This is a genomic window from Streptomyces sp. NPDC023157 (assembly GCF_055560575.1).
This window is the reverse complement of sequence record NZ_JBVHIL010000013.1, coordinates 5,830-27,744: the sequence shown is the minus strand read 5'-3', so window position 1 is coordinate 27,744 and position 21,915 is coordinate 5,830. Positions and strand designations below refer to the sequence as shown.

Annotated in this window: 20 protein-coding genes and 1 pseudogene (1 of these 21 only partly in view); 14 read left to right on the top strand and 7 right to left on the bottom strand. The window is 70.7% G+C overall.

Annotated features, from left to right (window positions below; genetic code table 11):
• Positions 1-155 precede the first annotated feature (155 nt).
• Genes ACZ3ZE_RS34595 through ACZ3ZE_RS34585 form a run of 3 tightly spaced genes read left to right on the top strand, consistent with a single transcriptional unit; the run spans position 156 to position 3,815 of the window.
• Positions 156-2,405, top strand: a complete 2,250-nt coding sequence (locus ACZ3ZE_RS34595; protein WP_361628624.1) for an RNA degradosome polyphosphate kinase — start codon at positions 156-158, stop codon at positions 2,403-2,405.
• Positions 2,392-3,387, top strand: coding sequence for a CHAD domain-containing protein (locus ACZ3ZE_RS34590; RefSeq protein ID WP_361164814.1), 996 nt, complete (start codon positions 2,392-2,394; stop codon positions 3,385-3,387). The genes ACZ3ZE_RS34595 and ACZ3ZE_RS34590 overlap by 14 nt, the downstream gene beginning before the upstream one ends.
• The gene (locus ACZ3ZE_RS34585; RefSeq protein ID WP_361628627.1) at positions 3,384-3,815 is read left to right on the top strand and encodes an NUDIX hydrolase; all 432 of its coding nucleotides are present in this window, start codon (positions 3,384-3,386) and stop codon (positions 3,813-3,815) included. The genes ACZ3ZE_RS34590 and ACZ3ZE_RS34585 overlap by 4 nt, the downstream gene beginning before the upstream one ends.
• On the opposite strand, the gene ACZ3ZE_RS34580 is transcribed toward ACZ3ZE_RS34585, so the two are convergent.
• Positions 3,763-5,559, bottom strand: coding sequence for a recombinase family protein (locus ACZ3ZE_RS34580; protein ID WP_467261844.1), 1,797 nt, complete (start codon positions 5,557-5,559; stop codon positions 3,763-3,765). The genes ACZ3ZE_RS34585 and ACZ3ZE_RS34580 overlap by 53 nt on opposite strands.
• Before the next feature lie 170 nt (positions 5,560-5,729).
• On the opposite strand from ACZ3ZE_RS34580, the gene pstS reads away from it, so the two are divergent.
• From pstS to pstB, 4 genes are all read left to right on the top strand, one after another.
• Positions 5,730-6,863 (top strand): phosphate ABC transporter substrate-binding protein PstS, encoded by a 1,134-nt coding sequence (gene pstS, locus ACZ3ZE_RS34575; protein ID WP_361164805.1) that lies wholly within the window; start codon positions 5,730-5,732, stop codon positions 6,861-6,863.
• A gap of 115 nt (positions 6,864-6,978) precedes the next feature.
• Positions 6,979-7,962 (top strand): phosphate ABC transporter permease subunit PstC, encoded by a 984-nt coding sequence (pstC, locus tag ACZ3ZE_RS34570; protein WP_361164802.1) that lies wholly within the window; start codon positions 6,979-6,981, stop codon positions 7,960-7,962.
• Positions 7,959-9,032, top strand: coding sequence for a phosphate ABC transporter permease PstA (gene pstA, locus ACZ3ZE_RS34565; protein WP_361164799.1), 1,074 nt, complete (start codon positions 7,959-7,961; stop codon positions 9,030-9,032). Before pstC ends, pstA begins: the two co-directional genes overlap by 4 nt.
• Before the next feature lie 27 nt (positions 9,033-9,059).
• Entirely contained in the window at positions 9,060-9,836 is a 777-nt protein-coding gene (gene pstB, locus ACZ3ZE_RS34560; protein ID WP_361164796.1) for a phosphate ABC transporter ATP-binding protein PstB, read from the top strand.
• A 145-nt stretch (positions 9,837-9,981) separates the two neighbouring features.
• Here the strand turns inward: pstB and ACZ3ZE_RS34555 are convergent, their stop codons facing one another.
• Together ACZ3ZE_RS34555 and ACZ3ZE_RS34550 are read right to left on the bottom strand one after the other, a co-directional pair.
• Positions 9,982-10,980, bottom strand: coding sequence for an inorganic phosphate transporter (locus ACZ3ZE_RS34555; RefSeq protein ID WP_361164794.1), 999 nt, complete (start codon positions 10,978-10,980; stop codon positions 9,982-9,984).
• A 5-nt stretch (positions 10,981-10,985) separates the two neighbouring features.
• Positions 10,986-11,606 carry a DUF47 domain-containing protein gene (locus tag ACZ3ZE_RS34550; RefSeq protein ID WP_132911618.1) on the bottom strand — a complete coding sequence of 207 codons (621 nt, stop codon included), beginning with the start codon at positions 11,604-11,606 and terminating at the stop codon, positions 10,986-10,988.
• A gap of 193 nt (positions 11,607-11,799) precedes the next feature.
• On the opposite strand from ACZ3ZE_RS34550, the gene ACZ3ZE_RS34545 reads away from it, so the two are divergent.
• Entirely contained in the window at positions 11,800-12,186 is a 387-nt protein-coding gene (locus ACZ3ZE_RS34545; RefSeq protein ID WP_361164790.1) for a metal-sensitive transcriptional regulator, read from the top strand.
• 43 nt (positions 12,187-12,229) lie between these two features.
• On the opposite strand, the gene ACZ3ZE_RS34540 is transcribed toward ACZ3ZE_RS34545, so the two are convergent.
• The 4 genes from ACZ3ZE_RS34540 to ACZ3ZE_RS34525 all read right to left on the bottom strand — a co-directional run bounded on the left by ACZ3ZE_RS34540 (position 12,230) and on the right by ACZ3ZE_RS34525 (position 15,523).
• Positions 12,230-12,409, bottom strand: a complete 180-nt coding sequence (locus ACZ3ZE_RS34540) for a hypothetical protein (protein WP_361164787.1) — start codon at positions 12,407-12,409, stop codon at positions 12,230-12,232.
• Positions 12,410-12,522: 113 nt separating this feature from the next.
• On the bottom strand, positions 12,523-13,341 hold the full coding sequence (locus ACZ3ZE_RS34535; RefSeq protein WP_361164784.1) for an SCO4651 family lipoprotein: 819 nt from the start codon (positions 13,339-13,341) through the stop codon (positions 12,523-12,525).
• A gap of 244 nt (positions 13,342-13,585) precedes the next feature.
• Complete coding sequence (locus ACZ3ZE_RS34530) at positions 13,586-14,296, bottom strand: phosphatase PAP2 family protein (RefSeq protein WP_361628633.1); 711 nt, start codon at positions 14,294-14,296, stop codon at positions 13,586-13,588.
• 195 nt (positions 14,297-14,491) lie between these two features.
• A complete protein-coding gene (locus tag ACZ3ZE_RS34525) occupies positions 14,492-15,523 on the bottom strand; it encodes a C40 family peptidase (protein WP_361180210.1) in 1,032 nt (343 codons plus the stop codon).
• Between the two features lie 350 nt (positions 15,524-15,873).
• Between ACZ3ZE_RS34525 and ACZ3ZE_RS34520 the strand changes: the two genes are divergently transcribed.
• The 6 genes and pseudogenes from ACZ3ZE_RS34520 to ACZ3ZE_RS34495 form a co-directional block, all read left to right on the top strand.
• The gene (locus tag ACZ3ZE_RS34520; protein WP_046908545.1) at positions 15,874-16,182 is read left to right on the top strand and encodes a hypothetical protein; all 309 of its coding nucleotides are present in this window, start codon (positions 15,874-15,876) and stop codon (positions 16,180-16,182) included.
• Positions 16,183-16,297: 115 nt separating this feature from the next.
• Positions 16,298-17,095: a DUF8175 domain-containg protein gene (locus ACZ3ZE_RS34515; protein WP_361180208.1), complete on the top strand. Its 798-nt coding sequence runs from the start codon at positions 16,298-16,300 to the stop codon at positions 17,093-17,095.
• Complete coding sequence (locus ACZ3ZE_RS34510; protein ID WP_361180206.1) at positions 17,085-18,446, top strand: hypothetical protein; 1,362 nt, start codon at positions 17,085-17,087, stop codon at positions 18,444-18,446. The genes ACZ3ZE_RS34515 and ACZ3ZE_RS34510 overlap by 11 nt, the downstream gene beginning before the upstream one ends.
• The gene (locus ACZ3ZE_RS34505) at positions 18,443-19,996 is read left to right on the top strand and encodes an SCO6880 family protein (protein ID WP_361628636.1); all 1,554 of its coding nucleotides are present in this window, start codon (positions 18,443-18,445) and stop codon (positions 19,994-19,996) included. The genes ACZ3ZE_RS34510 and ACZ3ZE_RS34505 overlap by 4 nt, the downstream gene beginning before the upstream one ends.
• A 20-nt stretch (positions 19,997-20,016) precedes the next feature.
• Complete coding sequence (locus ACZ3ZE_RS34500; RefSeq protein ID WP_361180200.1) at positions 20,017-21,408, top strand: ATP-binding protein; 1,392 nt, start codon at positions 20,017-20,019, stop codon at positions 21,406-21,408.
• Between the two features lie 3 nt (positions 21,409-21,411).
• Positions 21,412-21,915 (top strand): annotated as a pseudogene (locus ACZ3ZE_RS34495) (type IV secretory system conjugative DNA transfer family protein) (it continues 1,126 nt past the right edge of the window).

The window sequence follows — 21,915 nt, the reverse complement described above, 5'->3', positions numbered from 1 at the left end:
CCCGGAGGACACGTCCCCGTTACCGGCCATTCAGACGCGCTTGCGACGCTCACGCAATGAAGCGCTCCGTGCCCGCTCTTCCCAAAGGGAGACTTCCCTCCCCCACGGCCCGCTCCGACGCGCCCCACCAGCCCTTCGCGCGGAAGAATGGGACCATGAGCCAGCAGCCCGCCGAGGTCCCGGTCCAGCCGTCCGCGAAGGCGTCCGCGAAATCCGCCCAGCCGTCCCTGGGGTCCATAGCCGCTCACCGGCCGCACGCCGTCAACGGCGCGGCCACCAGCGAGCTCGAACCCGATCTGGACGCCGACCTCGACGCGTACGAGGACGACGACAGCGCCGGGGAACTCCCCCAGGGCCGCTTCCTCGACCGGGAGCGCAGCTGGCTCGCGTTCAACGAGCGGGTGCTCGAACTCGCCGAGGACCCCCAGACCCCCCTCCTCGAACGGGCGAACTTCCTCGCGATCTTCGCGTCGAACCTCGACGAGTTCTTCATGGTCCGCGTCGCCGGCCTCAAGCGCCGCATCGCCACCGGAGTCGCCACCCGCTCCGCCTCCGGGCTCCAGCCCCGCGAGGTCCTCGACCTCATCTGGACCCGCTCGCGCGAGCTCATGGCCCGGCACGCCGCCTGCTACCAGCAGGACGTCGCCCCCACCCTCGCCGACGAGGGCATCCACCTCATCCGCTGGCCCGAACTCACGGAGAAGGAGCAGGCCCGCCTCTTCACCCTGTTCCGGCAGCAGATCTTCCCCGTCCTCACCCCGCTGGCCGTGGACCCCGCGCACCCCTTCCCGTACATCTCCGGGCTCTCCCTCAACCTCGCGGTCGTCGTCCGCAACCCCGTCAGCGGCCACCGCCACTTCGCCCGCGTCAAGGTCCCGCCGCTGCTCTCCCGCTTCCTGGAGGCCTCCCCCGAGCGGTACGTCCCGCTGGAGGACGTCATCGCCGCGCACCTGGAGGAGCTCTTCCCCGGCATGGAGGTGCTCGCCCACCACATGTTCCGGGTCACCCGCAACGAGGACCTCGAAGTCGAGGAGGACGACACCGAGAACCTGCTCCAGGCCCTGGAGAAGGAACTCATGCGCCGCCGCTTCGGCCCGCCGGTGCGCCTGGAGGTCGAGGAGTCCATCGACCCCTACGTCCTCGACCTCCTCGTACGCGAACTGAAGATCTCCGACGCCGAGGTCTACCCGCTGCCCGGCCCGCTCGACCTCACCGGCCTCTTCGGCATCGCCTCCCTCGACCGGCCCGAGCTCAAGTACCCCAAGTTCGTCGCCGGCACCCACCGCGACCTCGCCGAGGTCGAGTCCGCCTCCGCGCCCGACATCTTCGCCGCGGTCCGCGAACGTGACGTGCTCCTGCACCACCCGTACGACTCGTTCTCCACCTCCGTCCAGGCCTTCCTGGAACAGGCGGCGGCCGACCCGGACGTCCTCGCGATCAAGCAGACGCTGTACCGCACCTCCGGCGACTCCCCGATCGTCGACGCCCTCATAGACGCCGCCGAATCCGGCAAGCAGGTCCTCGTCCTCGTCGAGATCAAGGCCCGCTTCGACGAACAGGCCAACATCAAGTGGGCCCGCAAGCTGGAGGAGTCCGGCTGCCACGTCGTCTACGGCCTCGTCGGCCTCAAGACCCACTGCAAGCTGTCCCTCGTGGTACGCCAGGAGGGCGAGGTCCTGCGCCGCTACTCGCACGTCGGCACCGGCAACTACCACCCCAAGACCGCCCGGCTCTACGAGGACCTCGGCCTGCTCACCGCCGACCCCCAGGTCGGCGCCGACCTCTCCGACCTGTTCAACCGGCTCTCCGGCTACTCCCGCCGCGAGACCTACCGGCGCCTGCTCACCGCCCCCAAGTCACTCCGCGACGGCCTGGTCTCCCGCATCAACAAGGAAGTCGCCCACCACCGCGCCGGGCGGCCCGCCTACGTCAAGATCAAGGTCAACTCGCTCGTCGACGAAGCCGTCATCGACGCCTGCTACCGGGCCTCCCAGGCCGGCGTCCCCATCGACATCTGGGTCCGCGGCATCTGCGCCGTACGCCCCGGCGTCGAAGGCCTCTCCGACAACATCCGGGTCCGCTCGATCCTCGGGCGCTTCCTGGAACACTCCCGGGTCTTCGCCTTCGGCAACGGCGGCGAACCCGAGGTCTGGCTCGGCAGCGCCGACATGATGCACCGCAACCTGGACCGGCGGATCGAGGCCCTCGTACGGGTCTCCGACCCCGCCCACCGGGCCGCACTCACCCGGCTCATGGAGACCGGGATGTCCGACACCACCTCCTCCTGGCACCTCGGCCCGGACGGGAACTGGACGCGGCACGCGACCGACCCCGAAGGCCAGCCACTGCGGCACGTCCAGGAGATGCTCATCGACGCGCGGAGGCGCCGGCGTGCACAACCCTGACATCACCTCCGAGGTCTCGGCCGGCGAGGTGCTCACCCCCTACCTGCACGCGCGGGCCGCGGACTTCCTCCGCGGCCTGCGCCTGCACGGCGACAGCGGCGCCGACACCGCGGGCGCCGAAGAGGCCACCCGGACGCTGCGGGCCGCCGCCCGCCGCATCAGCGGAACCCTCCACACCTTCCGGCCGCTCCTCGACACCGCCTGGGCCGACCAGCTCCGCACCGAGCTCGCCTGGCTCTCCGGCACCCTCGCCCTGGAGCACGCCTGCACCTCCCGCCTCGTCCGGCTCGTGGACGCCCTGTCCCGCCTGTCGAGCGGCGGCGCCGGCCTGACGGTCCCCGCCGCCCGCCGCACCGAGAGCACCGGCCCCGGCCTCACCGTCGGCGCCGCCCGCGCCGGCGCCCTCCTCGAACGCCAGCTCACCCTCGCCCGCACCCGCGCCCACTCCGCCGCCCTCCAGGCCCTCGGCTCCGCCCGCTTCCACGCCGTCGCGGACTCCGTCGCCCTGCTCGCCTCCGAGGTCCCGCTCGGCCCGGCCGGCGCCGCCCCCGCCCTCGACGTCCTGGACGCCCCCGCCCTCGGCCTCGAACACCGCCTCCTCGACGCGGTCGCCGCCCTCCCCCTCACCCGCGCCGCCCACCCGTACAACGCCGAGGCCCTCGCCCTCGCCGCCGGCGAGAACCAGGACGCGCCCTGGCACCACACCCGCGCCCTGCTCCGCCTGCACCGCTACGCCGGCGAGGTCCTGCACGCCGGCGCCGAACCCGACCCGCTCCTCTACGAAGCCGGCCGCGCCCTCGACCGCCACCGCGACGCCGCCGAAGCCGCCGCGGCCGCCGCCACCGCCGCCCGCACCCCCCGCATCGCCCCGGCCACCGCCTACGCCCTCGGCGTCCTCCACGCCGACCAACGCCACGACGTCGAAGCCTCCCGCTTCGCCTTCCAGCGCGCCTGGTCCCGCACCACGGCAGGCGTCCCGTGATCCTCGCCGCGGGCTGCGTCCTCTGGCGCCCGGCGGCGTCGGGGCGGGGGGTCGAGATCGCGGTGATCTTCCGTCCGAAGTGGAACGACTGGTCCCATCCGAAAGGGAAGCTGAAGCACGGAGAGGAAGCGCGAGCGGCAGCCGTACGGGAGGTGCGGGAAGAGACCGGCAGGTCATGCGTTCTAGGTGCCGAACTGCCCACCGTGCGCTACACGGTCCAGGAGCACGGCAAGGAGGTCCGCTACTGGGCAGCCGAGGCCACCGGCGGTTCGTTCGAGCCCAACCGGGAAGTCACACGGTTGCTCTGGCTCTCCCCACGGGACGCGCGCGCCCGTCTTACCCGGGACAGGGACAAGGAACTCGTCGACGCGCTCCTCACGGCTCTGAAGGCAGCGGGCCGGTTGTCCCCCGGCGCCATGAGGGGATGAGCAGCGAGGGATTGAAGGGGGCCTTGTCGCTGGTCCCCTCCGGCACGGGAAGGACGAGCACCGACGCGAACACCTGGGCGATCACCTCACGCCTCTCGCGCATGCCCATCCGCCCCCACCGTTCGCGTCGCCACCCGCGGAGGAGGTTCTCCTTCGCCCACGTTTCCTCGTACTCCTGCCGTTCCGCATCCAGGCCCGCGATGTTCCGGCCGAGCCGCAGGAGCAGGTCCTGAACATCACCCCAGGACGCTTCCCCCGTGGCGACGGCGGACTCGACCTCCTCGCGCGTCCGAAGAAGCCCGGCCAGCTTCGTCGTGCCGCGCCATGCGGGCGGCTCGGCCGCTCCGTCCGCGAAGTGCTCGTCGAGACGGTCGAGGAGCAGCCCCACCAGGAACTCGTCCACAGGGGCCACGCGTCGGCCGATGCCCTTGCAGTTGGGGTCGCCACATCGGTAGTAGTCCCCGTACTTCTGATTCCTGCCGGTCGCCTTGTTACCGCAGAGCCTGGACCGGCAGACCTCCCCGAATTCGTTGCGGCGGCCGCACCGGAGAACCCCGGAGAACAGGTAGGTCCGGGACGTGCCGACCGCCTGCCGAGACGCTTCTCCGGGGCGTTCCACGCCCCGGTGGAGGCGCGCCGCGCGCACCCCTCGCATGATGCCGCTCCAGGTCTGGAAGCCGATTCCGTCCCGCGCTTCGTCGGCGTGGTCCCACTCCCCGATCACGGGTTCGCCTGTCGCGGCACCCATGACAAGCGCACCGTCGAGAATGCGCCCGCCCCACCACGCCGGGTTGGCGACCAGCCCCTTCACTCCCTGCTCGGACCACCGGCCTCCCCTTGCGGTCCTGACGCCTCGCCGGTTCATCTCGGCGGCGATCCCCCGCCACGACCCACCCGCCGCACGCGCCTTGATCATGGCCAGCAGGTGCGGCCACTCCTCGGCGTCCCGGTGCATGTTGCCGATCCGGTAGGGGGTCGCGGACGCTCCGAGCCAGCCGAACCGACGGGGTCCCGCGTAGACCCGGCCTTCCTCGGCGCGGTCGGCGCGGCTCATGGCCGCACGAGCGCGGACCCGGTCCCCTTCCGACGTCCCCGGGACCGGACCGCCGTCCTCGGTGAGATCGAGTACGTTCCCGCCCTCGATGAAGACCGCTCCGCCGGCCAGAGCCAGGGCATCCTGGAAGGCGAGGAAGTCCGGGCGAAGGCGGTACACGCGCTCCCGCTCGACACTGACACACCCCCGCACAGGGATCCCCGTCTCCCGCTCGGCGCCGTGAGCGATGTCCTGGCACATACGGCGGAACGCGGGACGAAGGACCGTCTCCTTCGCCGCCGTGAGGTTGTTGTCCTCGTACCGCAGGACCACGGCGCAGCCCCGTGCCTCCGCGCTCTTGGCGTTGTTCCGGTGCTGGCGGAGGACGCCGATGGCATCGCCGCCCAGTCTGTCGGCGGAGATCCGGGCGTACGAGATCAGGGGGACGCGTCCACGCAGCCAGCCCGCCGTCGTACCACCCGTGTCGAGCCACACCTGGAGCTCCGGGGTGATGTAGCAGCGAGAGAACGTCCTGGACCGCCGCTCCGGGTCACGCGTGTCGATCATGTTCTCCCCTGCACCGTCGATGACACTGGAGCAACGGCCGGTGTCACCGAAAGGGCACGGGCGCCGCGCGACACGGGCCGCCGGGCAAGATCGACAGCGGCGGGCGCCGCCCCGCCGGAGATCTCGCACCCGCACTTCCGGCACGGTTCACTTCCCGTTCACCCTCCCCCGTCGACCGCTTCACCTGTTCTGCCTAATTTCGGCCGTACAAGGTGCACAGCACAGTGCCGCACCCACCACTCCGACACGCGCCGCCGTACAACGTCCAGGACAGCAAGGTCCAGGCAGGCGGCTTCTGGAAGGAACACCCGAAAGTGAAGCTTTCGCGAAACGGGCTTCGCGCCTCCGCGATCGGTGCCCTCGTCGTCTCCGGCGCGCTCGTTCTCTCGGCGTGTGGTTCGGACAACAACAACGAGCCCACCAAGGACGGTGGCAAGACCTCCGCCGCCGCGTCGAACGTCAAGTGCGAGGGTGCGAAGGGCCAGCTCCTGGCCGCCGGCTCCAGCGCGCAGAAGAACGCGATGGACCTGTGGGTCAAGAACTTCCAGGCCGCCTGCTCGGGCGTCGAGGTCAACTACCAGGCCATCGGCTCGGGTGGTGGCATCACCAAGTTCAACCAGGGCCAGGTCACCTTCGCCGGCTCCGACTCCGCCCTCAAGGACGAAGAGGTCGCCGAGTCGCAGAAGATCTGCAAGGGCGGCAAGGGCATCAACCTGCCCATGGTCGGCGGCCCCATCGCCATCGGCTACAAGCTGGACGGCGTGGACAACCTCGTCCTGGACGCCCCCACCCTGGCCAAGATCTTCGACACGAAGATCACCAAGTGGAACGACCCGGCGATCGCCAAGCTGAACCCGGGCGCCAAGCTGCCGGACTCCACCATCCAGGCCTTCCACCGCTCGGACGAGTCGGGCACCACCCAGAACCTGGGCAAGTACCTCTCGGCCACCGCGAAGGCCGACTGGAAGTACGACCCGAAGACGAAGTCGTGGCCCGCCCCCGGTGGCCAGGCCGCCAACGGCTCCTCCGGTGTCGCCACCGCGGTCAAGGACGCCGAGGGCTCCATCGGCTACTTCGAGCTCTCCTACGCCACCGCCAACAAGATCTCCACGGTCAGCATCAACACCGGCGCCGCCGCCCCGGTCGCGGCCACCACGGAGAACGCCTCCAAGGCCATCGCCGCCGCCAAGATCAAGGGCACCGGCAGCGACCTGTCGCTCTCCCTCGACTACACGACCAAGGCCGAGGGCGCCTACCCGATCACCCTGGTCACGTACGAGATCGCCTGCGACAAGGGCAACAAGGCGGAGACCCTGCCGACCCTGAAGGCCTTCCTGAACTACACCGCCAGCGAGGAGGGCCAGAAGGTCCTCTCCGACGCCGGCTACGCCCCGCTCCCGGCCGAGATCGCGGCCAAGGTCCGCGAGATCGTCCCCACCCTGTCCTGACCCCCGGCCGGGTCCGGCCCCTCACCTCCCGTGGAGGGGCCGGACCCGGCATCCGGTGCACCGCCGCCAGGAGCCCGTACGCCCCCCGTACCGGCCCCGCAGACCGGAGAAGCAGATGGCCACCACATCACCCGAAACACCTGACATACGGAGCAGCCGCCGCGCCAAGAGCGTGGGCCGCGCCGGGGACCGCGTCTTCAGCGGTCTGTCCCGCGGCTCCGGCATCACCCTCCTCGTGATCATGGCCGCGATCGCGGTCTTCCTCACGTACCGCGCCGTCCTCGCGATCTCGCAGGACAGCACCAACTTCTTCACGACCTTCGAGTGGAACCCCGCCGCGAACCCGCCGGTCTTCGGCATCGCGGTCCTCGCCTTCGGCACGGTCGTGTCCTCGGTGATCGCCATGGCGATCGCCGTGCCCGTCGCGATCGGCATCGCGCTCTTCATCTCGCACTACGCCCCGCGCAAGCTGGCCAAGCCGCTCGCGTACGTGGTCGACCTGCTCGCCGCCGTCCCCAGCATCATCTACGGCCTGTGGGGCGCGATCTTCCTCGTCCCGTACCTCGGCGGCCTGAACCAGTGGCTCGACCAGTACCTGGGCTGGACGTACATCTTCGACAAGTCCGCCGACGGCGTCGCCCGCAACCTGTTCACCGTCGGCATCCTGCTGGCGATCATGATCCTCCCGATCATCACCAACGTGACCCGCGAGGTCTTCCTCCAGGTCCCGCGGATGCACGAGGAGGCCGCACTCGCCCTCGGCGCCACGCGCTGGGAGGTCATCCGCATGTCGGTGCTGCCCTTCGGCCGCTCCGGCATCATCTCCGCCTCGATGCTCGGCCTCGGCCGCGCCCTCGGCGAGACGATGGCCGTGGCCGTCGTCCTCTCGCCCAGCTTCGTCCTCTCGGGCCATCTGCTCGACCCGGGCGGCGGCACCTTCGCGCAGAACATCGCCGCGAAGTTCAACGAGGCCAACGAGTTCGGCCGGGACGCCCTGATCGCCTCGGGTCTCGTCCTCTTCGTCATCACCCTGCTGGTCAACGGCGCCGCCCGCATGATCATCGCGCGCCGCAAGGAGTACTCGGGGGCGAACGCATGAGCCACGCCATACAGGAACGTCCGGTCGCCGCGGTCGGCCCGCGCCGCTCCCTCTCCCACGCCCGGCTCCCGCGCTGGACCCCCGCCGCCGTCGCCGTCGGCTCGATCGCCGCGGGCTGCGGCATCGGCCTCGCCGCCGGCTGGCACAGCAAGGTCCAGTGGGGCCTGATCGCCGCTCTGCTCTTCGTCCTCGCCACCTACGCGATCACCACCAAGGTGGAGGGCTCCCGCCAGGCCAAGGACCGCGTCGCGACCAGCCTCGTCTGGGTCTGCTTCGTCCTCGCCGTGGTCCCGCTGGTCTCGCTCGGCTGGGTCACCATCAGCAAGGGCCTGGAAGTCCTCGACCCGTACTTCCTCAGCCACTCGATGAACGGCGTCCTCGACGCCGAGGCCGGTGGCGGTCTCTACCACGCGCTGCTCGGCACCATCGAGCAGGTCGCCATCGCGACGGTGATCGCCGCGCCCATCGGGCTGCTGACCGCGGTCTACCTCGTCGAGTACGGCGGCGGGAAGCTGGCCCAGGCCGTCACCTTCTTCGTCGACGTCATGACGGGCATCCCCTCGATCGTCGCGGGTCTGTTCATCCTCGCCACCTGGAACCTGATGCTGGGCTTCGGGCCCTCCGGGTTCGCCGGCGCGATGGCCCTCGCGATCCTGATGATGCCGGTCGTCGTCCGCTCCACCGAAGAGATGCTGAAGCTGGTCCCCAACGAGCTGCGCGAGGCCTCCCTCGCCCTCGGTGTCCCCAAGTGGCGCACGATCCTGAAGGTGGTCCTGCCCACCGCGATCGGCGGCATCACCACGGGCGTCATGCTCGCGGTCGCCCGCATCACCGGTGAGACGGCCCCCGTGCTGCTCCTCGTGTTCGGTACGAAGCTCATCAACCCGAACCCCTTCGAAGGTGCCCAGTCCTCCCTGCCGCTCTACGTGTACGAGCAGTACGCGGTCGGCACCGACGCCGCCGTGGCCCGCGCCTGGGCCGCCGCGCTCGTCCTGATCGCCTTCGTCATGATCCTCAACATGGTGGCCCGCGGCATCGCCCGCTGGAAGGCCCCCAAGACCGGCCGCTGACCGCGGCTACCCTGGAAGTGAACTGATATGGCCAAGCGAATCGACGTCAGCGGCCTCTCCGCCTACTACGGCAACCACAAGGCGATCGACGACATCTCCATGACCGTCGAGCCCCGCTCCGTGACGGCCTTCATCGGCCCGTCCGGCTGCGGCAAGTCCACCTTCCTGCGCACCCTGAACCGCATGCACGAGGTCACCCCCGGCGGCCGCGTCGAGGGCAAGGTGATGCTGGACGACGAGAACCTGTACGGCGCCAACGTCGACCCGGTCGCGGTGCGCCGCACGGTCGGCATGGTCTTCCAGCGCCCCAACCCCTTCCCCACCATGTCGATCTTCGACAACGTGGCGGCGGGCCTGCGCCTCAACGGCAGCTACAAGAAGTCCGAACTCGCCGAGATCGTCGAGCGCTCCCTCAAGGGCGCCAACCTCTGGAACGAGGTCAAGGACCGCCTCAACAAGCCGGGCTCCGGCCTCTCCGGCGGCCAGCAGCAGCGCCTGTGCATCGCCCGCGCCATCGCGGTCGAGCCGGACGTCCTGCTCATGGACGAGCCCTGCTCGGCGCTCGACCCGATCTCCACGCTGGCGATCGAGGACCTCATCGGCGAGCTCAAGGAGCGCTTCACGATCGTCATCGTGACGCACAACATGCAGCAGGCCGCCCGCGTCTCGGACCGTACGGCCTTCTTCAACCTGGCGGCCGTGGGCCAGCCCGGCAAGCTGATCGAGCTGGACGACACCGAGCGCATCTTCTCCAACCCGAGCGTCCAGGCGACCGAGGACTACATCTCCGGCCGCTTCGGATAGGCCTCCGGGCAGACCCGGTCCGGACCACGCGTCCGGACCGGCCCACAGACCGTCGTACGGCGCTGCATGGCGGTGCCGCCGTATGACGCACAAGGGCCCGGCTCCCCCACAGGGGAGCCGGGCCCAACCACGTGCCGCGCGGTTCCTAGCCGAAGAACAGCGCCACGACGTAGTAGCTCAGCGCGGCCACCAGACCCGCCGCCGGCATGGTGATGAACCAGCCGAGCACGATGTTCTTGGCGACGCCCCAGCGGACCGCGTTCACGCGCTTGGTGGCGCCCACACCCATGATCGCCGAGGTGATGACGTGGGTGGTGGAGATCGGCGCGTGGAAGAGGAACGCCGAGCCGAACATGATCGAGGCGCCGGTGGTCTCCGCGGCGAAGCCCTGCGGCGGGTCCAGCTCGATGATCTTGCGGCCGAGGGTCCGCATGATCCGCCAGCCGCCGGCGTAGGTGCCGAGCGAGAGCATCATGGCGCAGACGATCTTCACCCAGACCGGGATGTCGTCGCCCTGCTGCTGCACATCGGCGATGACCAGGGCCATCACCACGATGCCCATGGTCTTCTGCGCGTCCTGCAGACCGTGGCCGAGGGCCATGCCGGCCGCCGAGACGGTCTGCGCGATACGGAAGCCGCGCTTGGCCTTGTGCGGGTTGGCCTTGCGGAAGAGCCACAGGATCACGCACATGACCAGGTAACCGGCGAGGAGACCGATCACCGGCGAGACGAACATGGGGATGACGACCTTGTCGAGCACACCCGACCAGATCACCTCCGTGCCGCCCGCGAGCGCCGCGCCCACCATGCCACCGAAGAGGGCGTGCGAGGAGGAGGACGGCAGACCGAAGTACCAGGTGACGAGGTTCCAGATGATCGCGCCGACCAGCGCGGCGAAGAGGATGCCCATCCCCTTGTCGCCCTGCGGCGTCTCGATCAGGCCCTCGCTGACGGTCTTGGCGACCCCGCTGCCGAGGAACGCACCCGCCAGGTTCATGACCGCGGCCATCGCGAGCGCGGCCCGCGGCGTCAGCGCCCGGGTCGACACCGAGGTGGCGATGGCGTTGGCGGAGTCGTGGAAGCCGTTCGTATACGTGAAGCCGAGCGCGACACCGATGGTCACGATCAGGGCGAAGGTGTCCACGAAGCTCAGGACTCCTTGACCGCGATGGTCTCCACGGTGTTGGCCACGTGCTCGAAGGCGTCGGCCGCCTCTTCCAGCACATCCACGATCTGCTTGAGCTTCAGCACCTCGATCGCGTCGTACTTGCCGTTGAAGAGCGTCGCCAGCAGCTTGCGGTGGATCTGGTCCGCCTGGTTCTCCAGCCGGTTGACCTCGATCCAGTACTCGGTCAGGTTGGCCATCGTCCGCAGGTTCGGCATCGCCTCGGCGGTCAGCTCCGCGGCCCGGGCCAGCACCTCGATCTGCTGCTCGACACCCTTGGGGAGCTCCTCGACGTTGTAGAGGACGACCAGATCGACGGCCTCCTCCATGAAGTCCATGATGTCGTCGAGGGAGGACGCGAGGTTGTAGATGTCCTCGCGGTCGAACGGCGTGATGAACGAGGAGTTCAGCTGGTGGAAGATGGCGTGGGTCGCGTCGTCGCCGGCGTGCTCCGCTGCCCGCATCCGTTCCGCGATCTCGGCCCGGGCGGAGGCGTCCGCTCCGAGCAGTTCCATCAGGAGCTTGGCGCCCGTGACGATGTTGTCCGCGGACGCGGCGAACATGTCATAGAAGCTCGTCTCCCTGGGGGTCAGACGAAATCGCACGTGGGGTCCTCGGGGTGCTGGGTTTCGGTCAGGCTGATGCTAGGCGCATCATCCGGCCACGGCTAACCGGCGTCCCTTCAGTGTCCTCCATCAGGCACAGTGATCTGCACGGGGCCCGCACGGTTTCCCCGACGATCGGTACCATATACCCACGAGGGGTATACCCACCCTTTCTGGACAACGGGAGGACGCGATGACGACCACCGAGGCGGACCAGCTCACCCCCGAGGCCGCCACCACCGACCCGGCAGGCGACCCCTCGGTCGGCGCCGCAGCCGGCACGGACCACGACCACGGCGTGCACGGCTACCACCAGCAGAAGGACGAGCACCTCAAGCGGCTGCGCCGCATCGAGGGGCAGATCCGCGGGCTCCAGCGCATGGTCGACGAGGACGTCTACTGCATCGACATCCTCACCCAGGTCTCGGCCTCCACGAAGGCCCTCCAGTCCTTCGCGCTCCAGCTCCTGGAGGAGCACCTGCGCCACTGCGTGGCGGACGCGGCGACCAAGGGCGGCGACGAGATCGAGGCGAAGGTCGAGGAGGCCACCAAGGCCATCGCCCGCATGATGCGCACCTGAGCACGGGCGCGGGGCGCGGGGTCCGGCGCGCGCCGGTCGCGGGCTAGTGCGCGCGCCCGGCGCCGACCCGCAGCACCTCGTCGATGCGGTCGGCGCTCAGCCGCTCCTCGGCGGCCGCCGAGGCGGCGATGATCAGCTCACCGCACAGTTCGATCTCGGCCAGGGCGATGCGCTCGGGATCGCTGAGCGTGGTCGCGGTGGCGGGCGGCGGAGCCATGCGCATTCACCTCTTCCTGCCGGCGTCGGTCTCCCAGCGTAGGGAGCGCCCTACGGACCGCACATGACACGTCCGGACCATTTGGCGATGGCCACGGTGGGGCCCGGCCCCGGGGCCGGTCAGACCTTGATCTTCCCGGCGTAGATGTCCTCGTGGTCCGGCAGCGTCACCGTCACCCGCGCGCCGAACCCGTACAGCAGCGTGGTCGACGCGACCGCGACCGTGCGCCCCTGGTTGCTGAAGCTGAACTGGTGGCGGACCTTCCGCAGCAGCCCCTCCCCGTCCAGATACGCGTCGAAGGGCACCGTGTCCGTGGTGAACCCTTTCGCCGCGGCGGCGAGCGCTCCGCGCACCTGCGGGGAGGCGTGCCGGGCTGCCTCGGCGATGTCGGTGACGCCCCGGTAGTGCCGCACCTTCACCCCCGCGAGGTCGACCACGCCCAGGTACGCCACCGTGCGGGCGCCGCGCAGCAGCTCGGCGGCGGCGGCCGGGTCGGTGGCGCCGCCGGTGACGAGGTTGCCGTCGTCGAGGGCGGTGGTGTCGACCCGTACCCACTTGTCGGCGGGGACGCCGGCGCCCCGGTTCTTCATGTAGAGCGCGCCGGGCGCCAGGAGTTCCGTGATGGGCCGGTGCTCGCTCTCGCCCGCGGCGTCCTTGGGGAGGATCACCTGGAGCGTGCCGGTGCGGCGGCGGAAGTCGTAGCCGCCCTCGCCGCGGATGGTGACGCGGGTGCCGCCGGAGGCCATCTCCATGGAGGTGCTGGTCCGGGACGACCCCGCGCGGGCCAGCGCCTCGGCGGCGCCCCGTACCGTCCGCGCCGGATCACCGCCCGGCTCGGCGTCGTCCTGGGGGGCCGCGCAGCCGCCGGCGGCCACCGTTCCCAGCAGGGCCGCGGCGACGGCCCACGCGCCGCCCGAGCATCCGTTCCGCACCGCCATCGCCTGCCAACCCCCAACGCCGTACCGTGGTCCGCCCGGGTCCCACCCGTCCGAATAACGACGGTCGGGGCGGCTCGTCACGCGCAGTACGGTGGAGAGCGTGCATCACACGCAGACCACGGAACGCGGATCGTTCGCGACGGCCCGGTGCAGCTGCGGCTGGACGGGCCCGGCCCGCAGATCACGTGAGCGGGCCCGTACGGACGCCACGGAACACCTGGCGTCCGCCGGATCCTGAGGGGCCCTAGGCGGCGAGGTCCCGTTCCCCGGAACCGAGCCGTGACTCCGGCATACCGACGGTTTCGGCCACCGCCAGACGCTCGGCGGCACGCCGCGAGCGGACCAGGCGGGCACCGCGCGGGGAGCGGGCGACGGCGGAGACGACCGGGGTGAGCAGGGCGAGCGCGGGCGGCGCGAGGAGCAGCGCGACGGCGGTGCCGAGGGCGAGGCCGCCGACCACGTCGGTCGGGTAGTGGACGCCCATGTAGACGCGGCAGAAGGCCTCGGTGAGCGCGAGGCCGATGGCGGCGAGGCCGAACCTGCGGTGGGCGACGAAGATCCCGACGGCGACGGCCATCGCCATGGTGGCGTGGTCGCTGACGAAGGAGTAGTCGGTCTTGCCGTCGACGAGGACTTCGAGCCCCTGGTGGTCGTTGAACGGCCGGGGCCGTTCGACGAACCCGCGGATCGGGATGTTCACCAGCAGCGCGACGCCGGCCGCGAGCGGGGCCCAGATCAGCGCGGCGAGCCCGGCGACCGAGTCGGCGGGCGTGCCGCGGCGGCGGACGCTCCACCAGCAGCCGAGCGCGACGAGGACGAGGCCGAGCATGATGCCGTACTCGCCCACGAAGCCCATGACGCGGTCGAACCACGGCGGGGCGGCCTTCGCCAGCCCGTTGATGTCGTAGAGCAGGCTGACATCGGGGTTCGAACCGTCCGATGCGAGTCCAGCCATCTGCTGCCGCCCCTTGCTGTGTGTGGGTGGTGTCCAGCCCCCGTGGTCGGAGTGGTCGGATCGGTGAACGATCCGCCCGAAGGCAGCGTTCCGCTCTCCGCCCAAGATCATGAGGACGTTATCGAAAGGTGACGGGTCGTCGCAGCCCAGGGCCGCGGCCCTACGGAGAGTTCCGGCCAGGCCGGCCGCCCCGGGCTACTGCGGAAGTCCGGTCGGCAGCGCGGCCGCCCCGTCCTTCGTCACCCGGGTCGCCCCGAAGTAGTCGGGCGTGTCGATCCGGTCGAAGCGGATCACCGCCCCGGTCCGCGGGGCGTCGATCATGTAGCCGCCGCCCACGTAGATCCCGACGTGCCGGATCGCACGCGAATTGCTCAGGTCGTCGGAGAAGAAGACCAGGTCCCCCGGCAGCAGCTCGTCCCGCCCGGGGTGCGGCCCCGCGTTGTACTGGTCGTTGGCCACCCGCGGCAGCTCGATCCCGACCTCCAGGTACGCGGCCTGGGTCAGCCCCGAGCAGTCGAACCGGCCGTTCTGCGCCGCCGTGCCCGTACCGCCCCACAGATACGGCGTGCCCAGCTTCTGCTGCGCCCAGTAGATCGCCCCGGCCGCCTGCCGCGAGGGGTCGACCCGGCCCACCGGGCGGGCGAAGCTCTTCTCCAGCGAGCGGATGATCCGCACGTAGTTCTGCGTCTCGCTGATCCGCGGCACCCCGCCGGACCTGATGACCCGGTAGGCCCCGGCGTTGTACGCGGCGAGCATGTTGTTCGTGGGGTCCCCCGGCACGTCCTTCACGTACCCGGCGAGCTCGCAGTCGTACGAGGCGGCCGAGGGGATCGCGTCCGCCGGGTCCCACACGTCGCGGTCGCCGTCGCCGTCCCCGTCGATGCCGTGGCCGGCCCAGGTGCCGGGGATGAACTGGGCGATGCCCCGGGCGTTCGCTGGCGAGACGATGGTCGGATTCCAGCCGCTCTCCTGATAGAGCTGCGCGGCCAGCAGCGCGGGATTGATGGCCGGACAGAGGTTGCCCCACTTCTGCACCAGACCCTGGTACGCCGCGGGCACGGCCCCCTTCGCGAGGGCGACCGTCCCGTTCCGGCCGTTCCCGGCCCCGCCGACGAGCCCGGCGGCGGCGGAGTACGTCCCGACGACGATCAGGGCGACAAAGCTGAGGCAGACACCGAACGCCCCACCGGCCACCAGCCACGCTCCGCGCGCCTTACGCACCGTCAACCACCCCTCGGATCTTGGCAGTACGCCCCGCCACGCCAGTCTAGGCGCGGCCCCCTCGCTCCGGCCCCTCCGGCGACCCCGCGCCTTCCGGCGCCGCCCCCAAAGGTGCCACAACGACAATCATTGCCCGGAGTCACCCTCCGTGATACACAGAGTGACCATACGCGTCTCCGCATACAAACCGGCCGCACCGTCGCAGGTCAAGACGGTCAGATCGGTCAGATGTGCGGTGATCGGGTAAAGAGAGCCGTCAAGCCGTCACACGCGAGCGGTTTCATCAGCGAAGATAGGTCGACGACCCATGCCGTCCGGCGCGGGCGACGAACTACCCAACAGGGGCGGTGAGTTACATGTACCTGGCGGCCGAGAAGGGCGACATCACCACCATCATCGGTGGAATCGCCCCGAACTGGGGGCCTTTCGGGAGCCTGGGAGCCGAGGCCAAGGTGATGATCGAGGTCGTGATGGCCGTGGCCATCCTGCTCTGCCTCGGCATCGCCATCTGGGGAGCCGCCAAGCAGCGCATCGGTGCGACCGCGCTGCGCGACACCTTCAGCGCGGAACAGGGCAAGGGCCTGATCGTGGCCGGTCTCACCGGCGTCTTCATCATCGGGTCCCTGGGGACGCTCTTCACCATCGTGTACGGGATGGCCGTCTAACCCGTTTCTCACCACCGAGGTCGCGTCCCCTGATGTCCAGTCACCACGCCGCACCCGAGCGGCAGCCAGCACGGCCTTTGTCGTACCCGCGAACGGCTGAAGGGGCGTACCCCGCATGAGCCTCGGCGACGAACACGACGGCCAGACCCGCACCCGCCTCCCCGAGTCCGGCGCCCCCCGCCCGCCCGCCCGCAGCTCCCGCTCGCTCATCGCGGTCGTCGGCGTCGTGGTCCTCCTGATCGCCGCCATCGCCCTCGCCAACCGCGGCGACGGCGACCCGGCGGACACCAAGTCCGGCTCCCCCGACGCCCCCGCACGCTCCGGCGCCCCCACCGCGGCCACCGGCGTCCGCCCGGTGACCGGCCGCAACGGCGACATCCCGAAGGGCTTCGCACACGACGAGCAGGGCGCGCAGAGCGCGGCGGCGAACTACGCCGTCGCCCTCGGCTCGGTGGACATGTTCCAGCGCGGGCCGCGCGAGAGCATCGTCCGGGCCACCCACGACCCGGCGGTCGCCGACGCCCTGGTGCGCGACCTCGACACCTCGTACTCCACCGCGTTCCTGACCGAGGTCGGCCTCGACGCCAACGGCACCGCCCCCAGCGGGCTGACCTTCGTCTCCCGCACCATCCCGGTCGGCACGAAGGTCAAGGACTTCACCGGCGACACCGCCACCGTCGAGGTCTGGTCCACCGGGCTCGTGGGACTCGCCGGCGAGGGCTCCACCAAGCCGGTCACATCGACGTGGTTCACCCTCACCGAGAAGCTCCGCTGGGTCGGCGACGACTGGAAGATCACCGGCTCGGAGCAGGTCGAGGGCCCCACACCCGTCAACGGCGACAACCGCGCCTCGCTCGCGGACGACATCGCCAAGGCCGTCGAGGGTTACGGAGGCTTCACCTATGCCCGCTAGCCGACGCTTCCCGCTCCGCGCACTGGGCGCGGGCGTGGCCGCCGTCCCCGCCACTCTCGTCCTCCTCGCCTCCCGCGCGTACGCGGCGCCGACCCCGACGCCCACGAGCACGCCGAGCGGGACGCCTTCGCCGGGGGCGAGCAACAATCCGTGCGGGCTCATCGTGGGCCAGGCCCGCGAACTGTGCGAGAAGGGCCAGGCCCCGGGCGGCACCGGCTCCCCCTCGGTCACCGATCCCACGTCCGCGCTCGACCCCCTGAGCTCCCTCGCCCGCGGCTGCGCCAGCGCCGCCGCCTGGGTCGTGGAAACCCTCTCGGGCGCCGTCAAGCAGACCGCCGAAGTCGACTTCACCAACACCCAGTTCCTCGGCCGCTACGCCATCGTCTTCGCCGCCGCCACCTTCCTCACCCTGCTCCTGTGGCTGCTCGCCGTCGCCAAGCGCGCCATCCGCGGCGTACCGCTGACCACCGCGTTCTCCGAGGCCATCGGGTTCCTCTGGCTGACCGTCCTCGCGTCCGCCTTCACCCCGCTCATCCTCTACACGGTCGTCAACGCCACCGACGCCATCACCGAGGTCATCGCCTCCGGCACCGGCCAGCAGACCGATGTCTTCTTCGGCAGCTTCAAACAGGCCCTGGAGAAGGGCGACAGCATCGGCGGCGGGCCGATCATGCTGATCATCGTCTCCCTGGTGACCGTCCTCGCCGCCGGCGTGCTCTACCTCGAACTCGTCCTGCGCGCCGTGCTGCTCTACGTCGGCGCGCTGCTCGGCGTCGTCGTCTACGCGGGGCTCGTCGACAAGAACATGTGGGGCCACGTCCGCCGCTGGGCCGGGATCATGATCGCGGTGATCCTGGTCAAGCCGGTCATCGTCATCGTCCTCGGACTCGCCGGCGCCCTGTCCTCCGGCACCGGCCCGAACGCCTTCTCGGCCGTCGTCTCCGGCCTCGCGATCATCCTGCTGGCGATCTTCGCCTCGGGCATGATCTACCGCTTCGTCCCCGGCTTCGGCGACGAGATCGTCGCCTCCCGCGACAACCGCCTCCACCGCGCCGGCGAGAACACGGCGGCCGCCGTCATCTCCTCCCCCGCCTCCCTCGTCTCCCAGGGCATCAAGACCCACAGCACCCGCGACGCCGGCGGCGGCGGCCAGAGCGGCGGCGCGCCCCGCCCCGCCAACCCGCTCGCCGGAGGCGTCGCCGCCCACAGCAGCCGCGGCGGCTCGACGGGCGGTTCCTCGGGCGGCTCCGCCACGCCGCCGCCCCCGCCCCGCAGCGGCAGCCCCACCGCGGGCACCCCGCACACCAGCCGTAGCAGCAACAGCAAGAACTCAGGAGGTGGAGGGCGTTGACGACCCAGTCCCAGCCGGTCTCGCCCCGCCGCACGTATCTCATCGGCCGCGCCCGGCCGAACGCGATCGTCGGCAAGAACCGCGAGACCGGCGAGATCGCGCTGATCATCGCCGGTGCCTTCCTCGGCATGATGAGCGGACTGATCGTCCCCGTCCTGTCCCTGCGGATCGCCCTCCTCACGGGCTTCCCGATGCTCGCGCTGGCCGCGGTCTACGTCCCGTACAGACACCGCACCTTCTACAAGTGGTTCGAGATCAACCGCAGCTACAAGCGCATGCTCAAGCGGGGCACCGCCTACCGCTCCGGCACCGTCGAGGCAGGCACCCGCCTCGACGGCCGCGAGGTCGAGGTCGGCCCGCCCCCCGGCATCGGCCGCATCGGCTGGCTCGCCGCCCCCTTCGGCCCCGACGAGATCGCCGTCCTGCTGCACGCCGACCGGCGCACCGTCACCGCCGCCATCGAGATCGAGGGCCCGGGCGTGGGCCTGCGCGACTCGGAGGACCAGGAAGCCCTCGTCGACCGCTTCGGCACCCTGCTCAAGCACGTCGCCAACGGGGACGGCTTCGTCACCCGCCTCCAGATGCTCGCCCGCACCCTCCCCGCCGACCCCGACGCCCACGCCAAGGACGTCGCCCAGCGCGGCGACCACCACGCCCCCGGCTGGCTCCAGGAGTCGTACGAGCAGCTCCAGTCGATGGTCTCCACCTCCAGCGAGCAGCACCGCGCCTACCTCGTCGCCTGCATGCACTACACCCGCGAACTCGCCGCCGAGGCCAACGCCATGGCCCGCGCCGCCCGGCACGCCTCCGGCGCCCGCAAGCTGGACCGCGACGCCGGCCTCGCCGTCGTCATGGCCCGCGAGCTCACCGACATCTGCGCCCGCCTCGCCGAGGCCGACATCCGCGTCCGCCAGCCCCTCGGCCAGTCCCGCCTCGCGTCCCTCGTGCACTCCATGTACGACCCGGACCACCCGATCGACCACATCCAGGCCATGACGAAACGAAACGCTTGGCCGGCCGAGCTGGACGCGATGGAGGCCACCTACCTCCAGGCCAAGACCCGCGAGTCCGCCACCCGCGCCCCCTGGTGCCACGCCACCGCCTGGGTCAAGGAGTGGCCGATGACCCCCGTCGGCGTCAACTTCCTCGCCCCGCTCCTGGTCCACACCCCCGACGTCATCCGCACGGTCGCCGTCACCATGGACCTGGAGCCCACGGAGGTCGCCATCGAGCGGATGCTGACGGAGAAGACCAACGACGAGGCGGAGGCCTCCCGGCAGGCCAAGATGAACCGCACCGTCGACCCCCGCGACCTCGCCGCCCACGGCCGGCTCGACCAGCGGGGTGAAGATCTCGCCAGTGGCGCGGCGGGCGTCAACCTCGTCGGGTACATCACCGTATCGTCGCGCTCCCCCGAGGCCCTGGCCCGGGACAAGCGCACGATCAGGGCCTCCGCCGGCAAGTCGTACCTGAAGCTGGAGTGGTGCGACCGCGAGCACCACCGGGCCTTTGTGAACACCTTGCCGTTCGCGACCGGCATCCGCCGCTAGGGCCGAAGGGGCACAGACCGATGCGAGATCCGCTGTCCGTCCTCACCGAAGCCTTCACCGCCTTCCTCTTCGGCAAGGTCGAGACGACCCGCCTGCCCGTCCGCACCTCCACGGGCCAGGCCCAGGCCGTCTACCTGCCGACCGCGGCCCCCGGCCTCGGCGACTCAGGCGTGATCATCGGCCGCGAGGTCTACAGCGGCAAGGGGTACATCTACGACCCCTTCCAGCTGTACGGCCAGCAGCTCCCGGCCCCCCACTGGCTCGTCCTGGGCGAATCCGGAAACGGCAAGTCGGCCCTGGAGAAGACCTACGTCCTGCGCCAGCTCCGCTTCCGCGACCGGCAGGTCGTCGTCCTCGACGCCCAGGGCGAGGACGGCGTCGGCGAATGGAACCTCATCGCCCAGGAGCTGGGGATAACTCCCATCCGCCTGGACCCGACGGTCGCCAACGACGACGGCATCCGCCTCAACCCGCTCGACCCGTCCATCACCACCACCGGCCAGCTCGCCCTCCTCCGCACCATCATCGAGGTGGCCATGGGCCACGGCCTCGACGAGCGCAGCGGCTTCGCGCTCAAGGTGGCCCACGCCTACGTCAACGAGCACATCACCGACCGCCAGCCGATCCTCACGGACATCGTCGAGCAACTGCGCCACCCCGAGGCGGAGTCCGCCGAGGCGATGAACGTCGACATAGACGACGTACGGGCCTGGGGCCTGGACGTCGCCCTCGTCCTCGACCGCCTGGTCGACGGCGACCTGCGCGGCATGTTCGACGGCCCCACCACGGTCGGCATCGACCTGGACGCCCCCCTCATCGTCTTCGACCTGTCCCACATCGACCGCAACTCCATCGCCATGCCCATCCTCATGGCGATCGTCGGAGTGTGGCTGGAACACACCTGGATCCGCCCCGACCGGAAGAAGCGCATCTTCCTCGTCGAGGAGGCCTGGCACATCATCAACAGCCCCTTCGTGGCCCAGCTGTTCCAGCGCCTCCTGAAGTTCGGCCGCCGCCTCGGCCTGTCCTTCGTCGCCGTGGTCCACCACCTCTCCGACGTCGTCGACGGCGCGGCGGCGAAGGAAGCCGCGGCCATCCTCAAGATGGCCTCCACCCGCACCATCTACGCCCAGAAAGCCGACGAGGCCCGCAACACCGGCCGCGTCCTGGGCCTGCCCCGCTGGGCGGTGGAGATCATCCCGACCCTCACCCCCGGCATCGCGGTCTGGGACGTCAACGGCAACGTCCAAGTGGTGAAACACCTCATCACCGAACGAGAACGCCCCCTCGTCTACACCGACCGCGCGATGACCGAGTCGTCCACCAACGACCCGGAACTCGAATGGGAGACCGAGCAGCGCGCGATCCTCATCGAACAGCAGATGAACGACCCACAGTCGACGGTGGCCTAAGACATGCAGAAGGAACGACACCAGGCCGGCGGCGGCATCCCCGACGGCCTGGTGGTGGGACTCCTGGCCCTCCTCCTCAGCCTGGCCGTCCTCATCTGGACGGCCACAGGCCTCTCCGCCCTCTTCACCCACGGCAGCTGGCCCCCGGGCGTCACCTTCACCCACACCCCCCAGGCCCTCCGCTCCCTGATGTCGGCCCCCACCGACCTCCCCGCCGCCTGGCCCGACACCCCACCCACCGCCCTCCCCGGCTACGGCCTGTTCTGGGGCCTGGCGATCGGCCAGGCCATGATCCTGGCCGTCCTCACCGTCTTCACCCTCGGCACCCTGGCCCGCTGGAAAGCGGTCCGCACGAACCGCAGGGCGGGCGAGTACGGAAAGACGCCCGAAGCGGCACACGGCGACGGCGAGAAGGGGGGCGGCGCGGGGGTGGGGGTGTCCGGACGTGGCGGCGCCCGTAACGAGCGAAGCGAAGTGGAGGTCGCGGCCCGCACACCCCCCCCCCCG

Bases quoted from the DNA above. Each gene is read 5' to 3' on its own strand.
- ACZ3ZE_RS34540 (WP_361164787.1), bottom strand. From the start codon at position 12,409: ATGCGCATGGCTCCGCCGCCCGCCACCGCGACCACGCTCAGCGATCCC.
- ACZ3ZE_RS34510 (WP_361180206.1), top strand. From the start codon at position 17,085: ATGCCCGCTAGCCGACGCTTCCCGCTCCGCGCACTGGGCGCGGGCGTG.
- ACZ3ZE_RS34595 (WP_361628624.1), top strand. From the start codon at position 156: ATGAGCCAGCAGCCCGCCGAGGTCCCGGTCCAGCCGTCCGCGAAGGCG.
- pstC (WP_361164802.1), top strand. From the start codon at position 6,979: ATGGCCACCACATCACCCGAAACACCTGACATACGGAGCAGCCGCCGC.
- ACZ3ZE_RS34530 (WP_361628633.1), bottom strand. From the start codon at position 14,296: ATGGCTGGACTCGCATCGGACGGTTCGAACCCCGATGTCAGCCTGCTC.
- ACZ3ZE_RS34520 (WP_046908545.1), top strand. From the start codon at position 15,874: ATGTACCTGGCGGCCGAGAAGGGCGACATCACCACCATCATCGGTGGA.
- ACZ3ZE_RS34515 (WP_361180208.1), top strand. From the start codon at position 16,298: ATGAGCCTCGGCGACGAACACGACGGCCAGACCCGCACCCGCCTCCCC.
- pstA (WP_361164799.1), top strand. From the start codon at position 7,959: ATGAGCCACGCCATACAGGAACGTCCGGTCGCCGCGGTCGGCCCGCGC.
- ACZ3ZE_RS34545 (WP_361164790.1), top strand. From the start codon at position 11,800: ATGACGACCACCGAGGCGGACCAGCTCACCCCCGAGGCCGCCACCACC.
- ACZ3ZE_RS34535 (WP_361164784.1), bottom strand. From the start codon at position 13,341: ATGGCGGTGCGGAACGGATGCTCGGGCGGCGCGTGGGCCGTCGCCGCG.
- ACZ3ZE_RS34500 (WP_361180200.1), top strand. From the start codon at position 20,017: ATGCGAGATCCGCTGTCCGTCCTCACCGAAGCCTTCACCGCCTTCCTC.
- pstB (WP_361164796.1), top strand. From the start codon at position 9,060: ATGGCCAAGCGAATCGACGTCAGCGGCCTCTCCGCCTACTACGGCAAC.